Origin of the sequence: Salinispora pacifica CNR114, from assembly GCF_000514775.1 — a bacterium.
Classification (GTDB): Bacteria; Actinomycetota; Actinomycetes; order Mycobacteriales; family Micromonosporaceae; genus Micromonospora; species Micromonospora pacifica.
The window spans coordinates 23,167-36,883 of the sequence record NZ_AZWO01000038.1; the positions used below are offsets into that span (position 1 = coordinate 23,167).

A 13,717-nucleotide genomic window follows, 5' to 3' on the forward strand; every position below is an offset into this window, starting at 1 on the left:
CCTCACCGCCGGTTCGCGCGGCGGCGACGGCCGGCGCGTCGGGCGGCGGCGGTTACGGCAAGACCGGTGGCCAGGGCGAGCCCGACGCCGGCGCGGTGCAGGATACGGTCCTGACGGTTGGCGCGGGCCAGCGCGTCGGCGTACGGGATGGTGGTGTGCGCGACCATCGTGTACAGCGGCACCCAGCGTTGCGGCAACAGCCGGGCGAGCAGTCGATCGGCGGCAGCGGCGGCGCTGTAGCCGAACCGGTGCACCCGATTGCGCAGGTCCTCGAAGTTGGCGGTGGACAGGTCCGCGAGCACGTCGGTGTGCGGCTTTCGGGCCGCCTCGTAGGCGGCCAGCGCGGTGGCCCGGTCGGGGTGTGCGGTGAGACATTCGTCGAGCACCACGCAGTCCTCGAAAGCCGAGTTCATGCCCTGGCCGTAGAACGGGTAGACAGCATGTGCGGCATCACCGATCAGCACCACCCGGTCCGCGTACCGCCAGGGCGCGGTCCGGACGGTGACCAGGTGCCCGACCGGGTGCTCGGTGATCTCCCGGATCAGGTCGGGCATCAGCTCCTCCGCGTCGGGAAAGCGCTGGCGGAAGAAGTCCCGCACCGCCGCTGGGGTGTCGAGAGCGGCGAAGCTCACCGGGCCCTCGTACGCCATGAAGAGCGTGCAGGTCAGCGAGGCGTCCCGGTTGGGGTGAGCGACCATCATCGCCTCGTGGCCGGGCCAGACGTGCAGCGCCTCCAGTCGAACCCGGGGCTGACCGTCGGCGCCGACCGGGATGGTCAGCTCCTTGTATCCCCAGGGCAGGAACTCCTGGGCGTGGTTGGCACGCGACCCGTGCTGCAGCTGCTGCCGGACGGTGGAAAAAGCCCCGTCGGCACCGACAATCAGGTCCGCGGTGACTGTTCTCGGCTCGCCACCGGTGGTGGGGGCGACGTGCACGGTGCCGGTCTCCCGGTCGAGGCTGGCCAGGAGATGATCGAAGTGGAACCGTACCTCCGGTTCGGCTTCGGCGGCGGTCACCACCAGTGAGATCAGCTCCTCCCGGAGTACCGAATGGAGGATCTCGTGCTCGCGCACCCCGTACGGCTGGGCGCGCACCCCACCGTCCGGCGAATGCACCACCCGTTCGCGCATCGGCACACTGTGCTTGAGCACGTCGGCGAGGAGACCCACCCCGTCCAGCGCCCGCATGCCCCGGGCGGAGAGCCCCAGGTTGATCGACCGACCCTCCGGACGGGCCAGCGCGGAACGGGGGTCCGGTCGTCGCTCGAAGACGTCCACCTCGTAGCCCTGCCGGGCGAGGTACAGCGCGGCGAGCGAACCGGCCAGGCCGGCCCCGACGACGACCACACGTTCTCTGCGCCTGTTCATACGCCCTCCTCGGCGATCAGACTTTCCAGCAGCTCGTCCACCTCGCGGTCGGAGAGATCGTCGAGCGAGGCGAGCAGGTGCTTCCGGCTGGTGTCGGCCGGACCGATCCGGTGCGGTTCGCCGGGGGCGCCCGCGGCGGCGAGCTGGACCGCGAGTTCGGCGACGGTGGGCGCGGCGAAGAGACTCCGCAGCGCCAGCTCGACGCCGAAGCTGGTACGGATGCGGGCGATCAGCCGAGTCGCGGTGAGCGAGTGGCCACCCAGAGCGAAGAAGTTGTCGTGCACGCCGACCTCCGGGCGGCCGAGCACGTCCTGCCAGAGCGTGGTGAGCTGTGCCTCGACCGGGGTACGGGGGGCGGTCGGGCCGCTACCGGCGGTCTCCCGCCAGGTCGGCTCGGGCAGCGCCCGCCGGTCCAGTTTGCCGCTCGCGGTGCGGGGTAGCGCTTCGAGCAGGACCAGAGTGGCCGGCACCATGTGCGCCGGCAGCCGCCGGGTCAGACCGGCGCGGAGCACCGGCCAGACCACCGCCGGGTCAACGGCGGCGGTCTCGGTGACCGCGTACGCGGCGAGCCGGACGTCGTCGTCCACCCCCCAGGTGGTCACTACGGCGTCCCGGATGCCGGGCTGGTCCCGCAACGCTGACTCGATCTCGCCGAGTTCGATCCGGAATCCCCGCACCTTGACCTGCTGGTCGGCGCGGCCGTGGTAGACGAGACGCCCGTTCGGGAGCCGACGGGCCAGGTCGCCGGTGGCGTAGAGCCGCGCGCCGGGGCTCGGGCTGAACGGGTCGGGGCGAAACCGGGCCGCGGTACGACCCGGATCACCGTGGTAACCGCGCGCCACTCCGGTGCCGCCGATATGGATTTCTCCGACCACACCGTCCGGGACTGGCTGACCGGCGGGGTCGAGCAGCTGGATCCGGGTGTTGGCGAGAGGACGCCCGAGGTCGACCGGGCCGGTTTCCCCCACCAACCCCGCCGCGGAGTAGACGGTCGTCTCCGACGGTCCGTACCCGTTGATGACCCGGGCACCGTCGGCGCGCAACGCGTCGGCCAGGTCGCGGGCCAGCGCCTCGCCCCCGCTGATCCGCAACCGCACCCCGGCGGGTACGCCGGCGGCGGTGACCAGCATCCGCCAGGTCGCTGGGGTGGCCTGGACGACGGTGACACCTCGCTGCCCACAGGCCGCCCGTAACAAGGTGGCGTCCTGCGCGGTCGCCGCGTCGAGAATCTCGACCCGCGCCCCGGCCAACAGCGGCAGCACCAGCTCCACCAGGGAGATGTCGAAGGCCGGGGTGGTGATCGCCGCGACTCGGTCGTCGGCGGTGAGCCCGAGCAGGCGGTGGCAGCCGACCAGGTGGTTGATCACCGAACGGTGGGTGACCGCGACACCCTTCGGCGCACCGGTGGAGCCGGAGGTGTAGAGCAGGTAGGCGAGGCCGTCCAGGTGACCGACGACCGGTGGCGGGTCGGTCGGCAGGTCCGAGTCGAGCTGGTCGACCCGGAGCACCACCGGGGTGGTGCCGGCAGCGGCGATGGCGTCGCCGATCAGGGGTGCCCCGGCGGGGTCGGTGAGCAGCACCGGCGGGGCCGCGTCGGCCAGCATGGTGGCCAGCCGGCCGACGGGCAGTGCCGGGTCGAGCGGCAGGTACCCACCCCCGGCCCGCCAGACAGCGAGCAGCGCGGCCACCAGGTCGGTGTGCCGGCCGAGACAGAGCCCGACCGGGACGTCCGGCCCGACGCCGTGGGCGCGAAGCAGATGGGCGAGGCGATTGACGCGAGTGGCGAGGTCCCGGTGGCGCAGGGCGCCATCTGGGCCGGTAACCGCGACCGCGCCCGGGTCGGCCGGCGCGAACCGGTCGAGTAGTTCACCGACACTGGCCACGTCGGGCAGGGGCAGTTCGGTGTCGTTGCCCGCCCGCAAGAGCTGTGCCCGTTCGACCGGGTCGAGCAGGGGTAGCTCGCGGACGGGCGTGTCGGGCCGGTCGAGGGCCGCGGCGAGCAGGGTGAGGTACCGCTGCGCGATGCCGCGGATCCGGTTCGCCTCGTAGCGATCGGTGCGGTAGGTGAGGCGACCGCGCAGCCCGTCGGGGCGGTCCTCCATGGTCAGGGTGAGGTCGAACTTGACCGTGCCGTTCTCCCAGAGCCGGGGGGCGATTCGCAGCCCCGCCGCCGTGGTTTCCGGCGGTGGCTCGTCGAGGGCGAACATCACCTGCACCAGCGGGCTGTGGGCGAGGCTGCGGGTCGGGACGAGTCGGTCCACGATCCGGTCGAAGGGCACGTCCTGCCGCGTCTGTGCGGCGATGCTCGCGGCGCGGGCCTGGGCGAGGAGGTCGGTGAAGTCGGACCGATCGGTGAAGCGGGCCCGCAGGGCGAGGGTGTTGGCGAAGAAGCCCACCACGTTCCGGGTCTCCGGCCGGGTGCGCCCGGCCACCGGGACCGCTACCAGCAGGTCGTCGGCCCCGGTGAGCCGATGCAGGAGGGTCTGGAAGCCGGCCAGGAGCCGGGTGAACAGGGTGCCGTCCCGGCTCGCCCGCAATCGGGCGGTCAACTCGTCGGGGACGTCGAAGACCACCTCGCCGCCGGTATCGGTCTGCTCAGCCGGACCGGACGATGAGGATGGTGATGCCCGCGTTGTCGGCCATACCGGTGCGGTGGTGCGGTCGGCGGGGAGGTCGAGCAGGGTCGGGGCGCCGGCCAGCTCCGCGTGCCAGAAGTCGATGTCGGCCGCGAAGGCGCCACGGTCGGCCTGCTCCCGCTGCCAGACCGCGAAGTCCGCGTACCGCACCTGTGGGGCTGGCAGGTCAGCCTGGGCACCGGCGACCGCCGCCGCGTACCCGGCCGCCAGCTCGCGGAAGAGGATGTCGAACGACCAACCATCGGCGAGACCGTGGTGCACCACGATGGTGAGAACGTGCGTTTCCCGGCTGCGTCGGACGAGCCCGAACCGGGCTAACGGGCCGGTCGCCAGGTCGAAGGGTTCCCGGGCTGACGCGTTCACCAACTCCCGCCCGGCCGCTTCGGATGTGGCGTCCACCACCGACAGTCGGACCGGCGCGGCGGGCACGACCAGCTGTGCTGGCTCTCCGTCCACCGAGGTGAAGTGCGTCCGGAGGGTTTCGTGCCGGTCCACCAGCCAGCTCAGCGTCGACTCCAACGCGGCCACGTCGAGCGGGCCGGTCAGCTCGACCGCCCAGGCGATGTGGTACGTCGCCGCCCCCGGTGTCAGCTGGTCGAGCATCCACAATCGACGCTGGCCGAGCGACGCCGGCAGGAGGTGGGACTCGGTGCTCGGTTCCGCGCCGGGCCGCGTCGCCGTCGGTCCATCCGCCAGGCGACGGACTCCGGTGTTGGCCGACCGCGCCGGAAGCTGCCCGCCAAGGATGCCGGCCAGCCGGGCGAGGGTCGGGTTCTCGTAGACGAGACGTACCGGCAGGTGCACCCCGAACTGGTCGGCGACGACGAAGGTCAGCCGGGTGGCGAGCAGCGAGTTTCCGCCCAGCGCGAAGAAGTCGTCGTCAGCGGCGGAGGGGCTGCTGCCGAGGAGTTCCGCCCACAGGGCCGCCAGGCGTACCTGGACCGGATCGGTCACCTCGCGGCCGAGCCGAGCCGCGGGCGGCTCCGGTCGGGGCAGCGCCCGCCGGTCAATCTTGCCGCTGCGGGTCAGGGGCAGCGTGGGAAGGACCAGGTAGGCCCCCGGTCGGAGGTGGGCCGGGAGCCGGTCGGCCGCGTACTCGGCCAGTTCCTGGGAGGTCGGGGCCGGCTTGCCGGGGCGGGGCGTCAGATACGCCAGCAACCGGCGCCGCTCCCCCTCCCCGTCCACCAGAACAGCGGCGTCCCCCACGGCGGGGTGAGCCCGCAACGCCGCCACTACCTCGCCCGGCTCCACCCGGAACCCGCGGATCTTCACCTGCTCGTCGATTCGGCCGAGAAAGTCGAGGGTGCCGTCCGGCCGCCAGCGGACCCGGTCCCCGGTGCGGTACATCCGGGCCCCCGGGCGAGGGTCGAACGGGTCGGGTAGGAATGCCGCCGCCGTGGCTCCCGGGCGACCGAGGTATCCCCGGGCGACGCCGGCACCGCCGGTGTACAGCTCTCCGGGAACACCGACAGGCACCTGCCGCCCGGCCGGATCGAGAACGTACACGGTGCTCCCGGGCACCGGCCGGCCAATCGGCACCGGGTCCGGTACGGCCTCCGGATCGGTCATCGCGTGCACGCAGGTGAAGGTGGTGTTCTCCGTTGGCCCGTACCCATTGATCAGGACTGCCCCGTCGCGCGCTCGCAGTGCCCGGCGGACCGCCTCCGGAGCGAGCACGTCCCCGCCCGCGAGGAGCTGCCCGACCCCGGCGAGGCAGTCCGGGTCGAACTCCACCAGTTGATGAAAGAGCCCGGCGGTCAGCCAGAGGACTGTGATCCGTTCCCGGCGCAGCAGCTGCGCCAACTCGGCGAGTTCAAGCGCACCGGGTGGGGCCAGCACCAGCCGGGCCCCACTGGAAAGCGCACCCCAGATCTCCAGGGTCGCCGCGTCGAACGCGACCGGAGCGAGTTGAAGGACTGTCTCGGTGGGCCCCAGGCGCAGGTAGCCAGGCTGGTGGACCAGGCGAACCACGGCGGAGTGGGTAACGGCGACCCCCTTCGGCGAGCCCGTGGAGCCGGAGGTGAAGTTGACGTAGGCGAGGCTGGCGGGGTGAAGTCGCCGCGGTGCGGTGCCGGTTGACGCGGCCGGGTCGGTTGACGCGGCGGGGTCGGTTGACGCGGCGGTGCCGGGCTGGTCCAGGCGGAACAGCCGACTGGAACCCGGCACTTCGGTGCTGGCCAGCACCGGCGGCTCCCCGGCAACGGTGAGCAACTGCCGGATCCGCGCTGGTGGGTCGGCCGGGTCAAGCGGCAGATACGCACCGCCGGCCTTGAGGACGGCGAGCAGGGTGACGACGAGCTCCACCGAGCGGGGGAGGACCACCGCCACCGGCTCATCCGGACAGACGCCCCCGGCGACGAGCCGGTGGGCCAGGGCATCGGACCGCTCAGTCAGCTCACGGTAGGTGAGCGTCTCCCCATCGCCGCCGACCACCGCGACCGCGTCCGGCTGCCGCCGCGCCACGGCGGCCACGAGGTCCGGCACGGTGCCGCCGACCGCGGCGGTGGGTGTCGGGTCCGGGTCGTTAGCGGCGTGGCGGGGCCCTGCCCACACTGTGCACTCCTTCGCGTCGCAACACCGAAAGACAGCTACAGAACAGCGGAACGGAGAACTGCAAATTTCGCCGGCCCCGCGTCGAGGGCGCTCGTGGAACCGGAGATGAAAAGAAACTACGAGCAATATTCAGGACCTGTCAACCAACCAACAAGCCTGATCTGAGCCGCTCAACGGCTAGCCGACAACCGGCGAACGATCCGGCTATTTTCGGGACAATGTCAACCATCTCCCAGCCCGTCACTTGGGAGTATTCCCCGGTGAAGAAAGTGACTGCGGGGCGAAGAAAGTGACCGCAGGCGAAGATAATCGCCACGGGCCGAAAAATGGCCGCGGGCGCCCCGGTTGCCCGGTGCGCCCGCGGCGGTAGCCCGTGCGGCGCGGGTCAGCCCTGGGCCTTCAGCCACTCCCGCAGCCCGCGCGGGCGCAGGTCGGTCCAGACCTCGTCGATGTGCGCCAGACAGCTGGCGCGATCGCCACTGAAGCCCACCCGGCGCCATCCGGCCGGAAGCTCCGACCCGTCCGGCCAGATCGAGTACTGCTCTTCGTCGTTCATCACGACGTGGTAGGGGCGCGGATCCTCGGATTCTTCCATCGACACTCTCCACGGGAGACAGCCACAAGTTAGCCGGAAACTATACCGCCCAATTCGGTTGGACCGGGTTGACCGATCGTCGCCTATTCGGTCATCCGATCGCCCACGGAAATCAGGCCGATAATGCGAATGCGATCGATTAGGCGGCAAGATTCGGAAACGTAGCCATACGCCCACTTCAGGTAATTCGGGCGATTTACCAGTCAGTAGCAATTTGTCAGGCCAAGTGGGTGACGCGGGCGACGCGTCACCGCCGACAGCTACGCGTGTGCGCTCGCCGTGACCGCACCCCTGGGTGGCAGCGCCGCGCGACGCCGACGGCACCGGAACAGCCCTGCTGGGCCCCGCTCACCCACCACCCACCGCTGACCAAGTATTAGCGCACCCTTCGTACCAATGTTCTGGTGAGTTCCTCGGAGCTGTACAGCATGTAGTGATGGCACAGATGAGAAACAGTTCTCCGCACCCACGCCGCAATGCGGCCACTGTGGCCACAGCCCTGCTTGGGGCGGCCCTGCTCGGCCTCACCGCCACCCCCACGCCGGTCTCGGCGAACGAGGCCACTCTGCCCCTCGGCGACTCCGACCTGGTGGAGAGTCGCAGCAGCGAGACGCTCGCCCGGGGCGTAACGCTGACCCGGATCGTCCGTGGCACCGAGCCAGCACCGATCGACCAGATCGGCGACACCCCCCGGGGCCCGTGGGTGGTCAATGTCCTGACAATCGACCCCCGGCAGAGCCGGGGGCACCTCGCCGCCACCTACGGATCCGACCTGGCCGGAGTCGAGAAGACCACCGACCTCGTCCGCGGGTCGGACGCGCTGGCCGGAGTCAACGCCTCCTTCTTCACCTTCACCGCCAGCGCCGAGTACCCCGGCGACCCCGCTGGCCTCGGGGTGTACGGCGGACAACTGCTCAGCGAGCCAACCGGTGACGCCGCGGAGGTGGCACTGGTCCTAGACGCCAAGAACCACGAGGTGCTCATGGGCCAGCTGCGGTGGACCGGTAGCGTCCGCAACGCCCAGACCAAGGTCAGCCTGCCGCTGGAGTACGTCAACCACCCGCCGGTTGTCCCGGACGCCTGCACCGAGCTGCCAGACCCAACCCAGTGTGCCTACTCCGGCGACACGGTGCGATTCACACCGGAGTTCGCCGCCAGCACGCCGTCCGGACCGGGCGTCGAGGTCGTCCTCGACAGTAGGGGCTGCGTGGTCCGCACCACGACCACCCGCGGCACGACTCTCACCCCGGACCAGACCTCCCTCCAGGCGACCGGGCGGGAAACGGCGGATCTGCTCGCCGTGGCGCAGGGCTGCGTGAAACACTCCAGTACCCTGCAGGACGAGGCTGGCAAGAAGGTTCCGCTGCGCCCCGGGACGTTCGCGGTCAACGGCCGCTACCGGCTGATGAGAGACGGGCAGGTCGTCGCGCCCACCGACTCGGACGGCTTTTTCGCACGACACCCGCGCACCATCGCCGGAACCGCCCTCGACGGCAAAATCATGCTCGTGACCATCGATGGTCGACAGACCACCAGCGTGGGCACCACCATGACCGAGACCGCCACAGTCGCCGCCGCGCTCGGCATGCACAACGCGGTAAACCTGGATGGTGGCGGATCAACCACGATGTCCGTCGAGGGCACTTTGGTCAATCAGCCAAGCGGAGGCGCGGAGCGCCCCGTCGGCGACGCACTCGTCTACCTCGACCACAGGTTCAGTCACCGCTGACCGGCCAGGGGTCCGGCTGATCGCATCAGGAGTAATCCCCTCGGCCGGACTCCGCCGCTCCAGCCCGTCCCAGTCAGGCGCTCGGCCGGGTCGGCGCGGCGGCACCGACCGTCCGGGAGTGATCGGCGCGGTCAGAGCGAGCCCGTGGCACGGTCCCCGGACCCGTGGCACAGTCAAGGCGGACCCGTAGCACGGTCAAGGCGAGCCCGTGGCACGGGTCAGAGTGCACCGGTGGTGCGGGCGGATAGCCGCACCAGCAGCGCGCACCCCAGCACCGAGCTGGCCGCCTGCGCGAGCAGCCACGGCCAACCGAGCACCTCCGGCGCCGGCAGCAGCACCAGGCCGACCGAGACCGGCAGGGTCAGTACGGCGAGAACATCGACCCCGTTGATCAGCCAGAGCAGCATTCCGGCCGGAAACGCCCCGAGCGGCGTGTCGATCAGGATGGTGCCGAGCGAGGCGGCACTCGCCTTCGCCCGCTGGTAGGCACCCGCCGCCACGGCCGGCCCCGCCAGCAGACCGAGCGCCCACCACGGCCCGGTGAGCGCCCCGAGGCCCTGCAACACGGCCAGGGTGATCGCGAGCCAGCCACCACCGATGGCGGCGGGCACCACGAGTCGCGCGGCGGTCACGCGACGGCCCGTGACCCCGAGCAGCCGCAGTAGCGCCGGGTTCGCGGCGTCACTGTGCGTGGACTCCCCGGTAAAGCCGGCGGCGCCCAGCGCGCCGATCAGGACCACGCCGATCAGCAGCCAGACCGGACCCTCGGCGAGGTAGACCGGGACGGCTACCGCGCCAACCGGCCACCAGAGCCGCGGCGCCTTCCGACGCAGAATGATCAGATCCTGGGCGATGAGCGGAGAGAGCCAGCGGATCGGCAGCAGGCGCGTCGTCCGGACCCGGGTCCGGCTGCGCCAGAACCGGCGGGCACTCATCTCGGCCAGGTAGGAGGGTTCAACCGCGTAGGCGACATCGGCGTACGCGCCCGCGTTGATCGACGCCTCGGCGATCGGCGCGGCGGGCCAACCCTCCACCGTCCGCAACGTCAAACCGACCAGGAACACCCCCGTGACCAGGGCGGCGACACCGGTGGCGAGCACCACCACCGGTGGTATCGGCAAGGCGGGCAGGCGGTAACCGCCGGTGGCGCTCAACGCGGCGGCCACGACGAGGCTACCCGCGCCGACCGCGACGCCCCCGCCGTCCGCGAGGCGGGCCGCGGCGGGCCGGGGCTGGCCGGCGATGGCGAGCAACGCCACGAAGACCGCGGCAGCCGCGCCGGTGGTGGCACCCGCCCACAGTGCCAGGGGCTCGGCCGGGCGGGCGACGACGCGCCCGGTCACCGCGATTCCCATGGCAGCGCCGACGACGAGCGCGGCGACGGTGGTGAGGGCGAGCGCCGGCGCGAGCAGCGTACGCCGGGGTATCGGCGCAAGCAGCAGCCAGGTGGCGTCGCCGCGGCTGACCGAGAGCGGGCCGAGTTGGCGCAGCACGACGAAGAAGGCGGCGAGGACCGCCACCGCTGCGACGAACGGGGACACCGCCGGGGCACCGAGCGGATCCGGTGGCCAGACCACCCGCACCACCGGCTGCCCGACCAGCGCGAGGGCCATCAGCACCGTGAGGGTGACGACGTAGACAGCGCCGAGGTCGACGCGGCCCTCGGCGGCGATCCGGCGGCGGCGTACCCAGCGGCGGGCATTAATCGGGGCCGGGGCCGCCGGCCGGGCCGGGGCCGCGACCGGGGTCACTCCGCCTCCGGCTGGATGAGTACGACCTCGCCGGCGCCGACGCCGACCCGGAACCCGTCGTCGTGGCTGGCCATGACGAGCGTGCCGCCGGCCGCCACGTACGAGCGCAGGTGGGCGGCGACCGCACCCTTGATCCGGGTGTCGAGGCGTTGCTCGGGCTCGTCCAGGACGAGGAGTCGGCTGGGCCGCACGAGGGTCGCGGCGAGCAGGAAGCGCTGCCGCTGCCCGGAGGAGAGGGTGCTGGGCAGGCTGTCGGAGAGCCCGGCCAGACCGAGGGTGACGCAGAGCTCGGCGATGTGTCCATCGTCGGGGTCGCCGCCGTTGACCACCCGGACCAGGTCGAGATGTTCCCGCACGGTCAGGCCCTGGTACCAGCTCGGCGACTCCACTGTGGTGGCCACCTGTCGCCAGAACTCCGCACCGCGGCCCGGCACCGCCGCGAAGACGGAGATCTCACCGGCGGTTGGCTCCTGCAGGCCGGTGACGCACCGCAGCAAAGTGGACTTTCCGGCGCCGTTCTCGCCGACCAGTGCGACGGCGCCGCCCTCGGGGACCTGGAGGTCGATCCGGTCCAGAACCAGCGTCGAGCCGTACCGGACCGTAACCTGCCGAACGTCAACCACCATGGTCATCGGCGCGATCTCACCGTCATGCCTCCACCCCCGTCGCGCGAGTTCGCGCGCTTCGCCCGGACATCATGGCAGAAGTCCGGTGACCGGAACAGATCAGCGGTGATGACGGCCAGATCCGCGCGACGCCTGCCTGAAACAGGCTTTCATCACCTCTTCTCGATCCCGAAGCGACATGGTTACATCGGTACATGCCATTGCTTGGAGCGCTCCCAGGGCACCCCGAGACAAGGAGGTACGACATGAGACGCCTGTTCCAGGCCCTGACCGTGCTCGCGGTCGCGGCCACCGCCGCGCTGGTCGCCGCAACGCCGGCGCAAGCAGCGACGATCTGCGAGCAGTACGGCACCACCACCATCCAGGACAAGTACATCGTCCAGAACAACCGCTGGGGCAGCGCCGCCGAGCAGTGCATCGAAACCACCAACAATGGCTTCCGGATCACCTCACAGCAGGGATCCACCTCCACCTCCGGGCCGCCGCTCTCCTACCCGTCGGTGGTGCTCGGCTGCCACTACCAGAACTGCTCACCCGGGACCAACCTGCCGGCGCAGCTCAGCCAGGTCAGCAGCGTCCCGTCCGCGATCAACTACGGATACGCGGGCGGCGCCTACAACGCCACCTACGACATCTGGATGGATCCGACTCCGAAGACCGACGGAGTGAGCCAGATGGAGATCATGATCTGGTTCCACCGACAGGGTTCGATCCAGCCGATCGGCGGTCCGGTCGGCAACACCTCGGTGGGGGGACGTAACTGGGAGGTCTGGCGAGGTAACAACGGCGGCAACGACGTCGTCTCCTACCTCGCACCGGCGACCATCAACAGCTGGTCGTTCAACGTCAAGGACTTCATCGACGACGTTGTCGCGCGGACCCAGGTCACCAACGACTGGTACCTGACCAGCCTGCAGGCGGGCTTCGAACCGTGGAACGGCGGGGTCGGGCTGGCCGTCAACAACTTCTCCGCCGATGTGAACATCGGAACGAGTCCCCCACCCCCACCGCCGCCGGGTGACGGCGGCACCATCGTCGGCCAGGCCAGCGGACGATGCCTGGACCTCCTGGACCTCGGCACCGCCGACAGCACCCCGATCCAGCTCTGGGACTGCACCGCAAACTGGAACCAGCTCTGGAGCCGTTCCGGCAACACCTTCGTCAACCCACAGACCGGCAAATGCCTGGACGTCTCCGGCGGGTCCACCGCCAACGGCGCCCGGGTGCAGCTCTACGCCTGCAACGGCACCGGAGCCCAGAGTTGGCAGGTCAACGGCGACGGCACCATCACCAACCCGCAGTCCGGCAAGTGCCTTGACGCGGTGGAGCAGGGCACCGGCAACGGCACCCGACTCCAAATCTGGGACTGTTTCGGCGGCGGCGGCACCCAGCCCAACCAGGTCTGGATAGTCGGCGGCGGCAGCACGCCCCACCTCCGGGCGACGACCAGACCCCGTTGGCGATCAACGGCCAGTTGTACGTCTGCGGGGTGAACCTGTGCAACCAGTACCACCAGCCGATCCAGCTGCGCGGCATGAGCACCCACGGCCTGCAGTGGTTCAACAACTGCTACAACGACGCCTCGCTCAACGTACTGGCCGACGAGTGGCGGGCCGACCTGTTCCGGATCGCGATGTACGTGCAGGAGGGGGGCTACGAGACCAACCCGCCGTGGTTCACCAACCGGGTCAACGAGCTCGTGGACGAGGCCGAGGAACGCGGCCTCTACGCGATGATCGACTTCCACACGCTGACACCGGGCGACCCGATGTACAACCTCGATCGGGCGAAGACCTTCTTCGCCGCCGTCGCTTCTCGCAACGCCGACAAGAAGAACGTCATCTACGAGATCGCCAACGAGCCCAACGGGGTCGGCTGGGGCACCATCAAAAGCTATGCCGAGCAGGTTATCCCGGTGATCCGGGCCAACGATCCGGATGCCGTGATCATCGTTGGCACCCGTGGCTGGTCCTCGCTCGGCGTCTCCGAGGGAGCCAACGCCGACGAGGTCATCAACAATCCGGTCAACGCCAGCAACATCATGTACGCGTTCCACTTCTACGCCGCGTCGCACCAGGACCTCTACCGGGCCGAGGTGCAGCGCGCGGCGGCGGCACTCCCGCTGTTCGTCACCGAGTTCGGCACCGTCGACTACACCGGTGACGGTGGGGTCGACGTGGGCAGCACCAACGCCTGGATCAACCTGCTCGACCAGCTGAAGATCGGCTACGCGAACTGGACCTACTCCGACGCCAACGAGGGCAGCGGAGCGTTCAACCCCGGAACCTGCAACAGCGGCGACTTCTCCGGGACATCGAACCTGACCGCCTCCGGCAATCTCCTCCGCAGCCGGATCAGCACCCCCGACAACTTCCCGACGAGCTGACCTCGGCCGGGCTCCGGTTGACTCGTGGCCGGCGGCGGGAGCTCTCCCCCAGCCTCACCCGCCGCCGGCCACGT

General features: G+C 70.5%; 7 protein-coding genes and 1 pseudogene. 3 read left to right on the forward strand and 5 right to left on the reverse strand.

Annotated features, from left to right (window positions below):
- Nucleotides 1–2: 2 nt before the first annotated feature.
- The 3 genes from B118_RS0120380 to B118_RS0120390 form a co-directional block, all read right to left on the reverse strand.
- On the reverse strand, nucleotides 3–1,367 hold the full coding sequence (locus tag B118_RS0120380; protein WP_028193327.1) for an FAD-dependent oxidoreductase: 1,365 nt from the start codon (nucleotides 1,365–1,367) through the stop codon (nucleotides 3–5).
- Entirely contained in the window at nucleotides 1,364–6,556 is a 5,193-nt protein-coding gene (locus tag B118_RS0120385) for a non-ribosomal peptide synthetase (protein ID WP_028193328.1), read from the reverse strand. Before B118_RS0120385 ends, B118_RS0120380 begins: the two co-directional genes overlap by 4 nt.
- A 385-nt stretch (nucleotides 6,557–6,941) precedes the next feature.
- Nucleotides 6,942–7,151: an MbtH family protein gene (locus tag B118_RS0120390; RefSeq protein WP_018222052.1), complete on the reverse strand. Its 210-nt coding sequence runs from the start codon at nucleotides 7,149–7,151 to the stop codon at nucleotides 6,942–6,944.
- 487 nt (nucleotides 7,152–7,638) lie between these two features.
- Here B118_RS0120390 and B118_RS0120395 point away from each other — a divergent pair, with 487 nt between their 5' ends.
- The gene (locus B118_RS0120395; RefSeq protein WP_018812124.1) at nucleotides 7,639–8,880 is read left to right on the forward strand and encodes a phosphodiester glycosidase family protein; all 1,242 of its coding nucleotides are present in this window, start codon (nucleotides 7,639–7,641) and stop codon (nucleotides 8,878–8,880) included.
- 218 nt (nucleotides 8,881–9,098) lie between these two features.
- Here B118_RS0120395 and B118_RS0120400 read toward each other — a convergent pair whose 3' ends face one another.
- Entirely contained in the window at nucleotides 9,099–10,631 is a 1,533-nt protein-coding gene (locus tag B118_RS0120400; protein WP_028193329.1) for a DUF6297 family protein, read from the reverse strand.
- Nucleotides 10,628–11,263 carry an ABC transporter ATP-binding protein gene (locus tag B118_RS0120405; RefSeq protein ID WP_028193330.1) on the reverse strand — a complete coding sequence of 212 codons (636 nt, stop codon included), beginning with the start codon at nucleotides 11,261–11,263 and terminating at the stop codon, nucleotides 10,628–10,630. Before B118_RS0120405 ends, B118_RS0120400 begins: the two co-directional genes overlap by 4 nt.
- Nucleotides 11,264–11,502: 239 nt before the next feature.
- Between B118_RS0120405 and B118_RS33095 the strand changes: the two are divergent.
- Nucleotides 11,503–12,684 (forward strand): annotated as a pseudogene (locus B118_RS33095) (GH12 family glycosyl hydrolase domain-containing protein); the annotation flags it as partial.
- A gap of 29 nt (nucleotides 12,685–12,713) precedes the next feature.
- A complete protein-coding gene (locus B118_RS33100) occupies nucleotides 12,714–13,643 on the forward strand; it encodes a glycoside hydrolase family 5 protein (protein ID WP_238324059.1) in 930 nt (309 codons plus the stop codon).
- The last annotated feature ends 74 nt before the right edge of the window (nucleotides 13,644–13,717 follow it).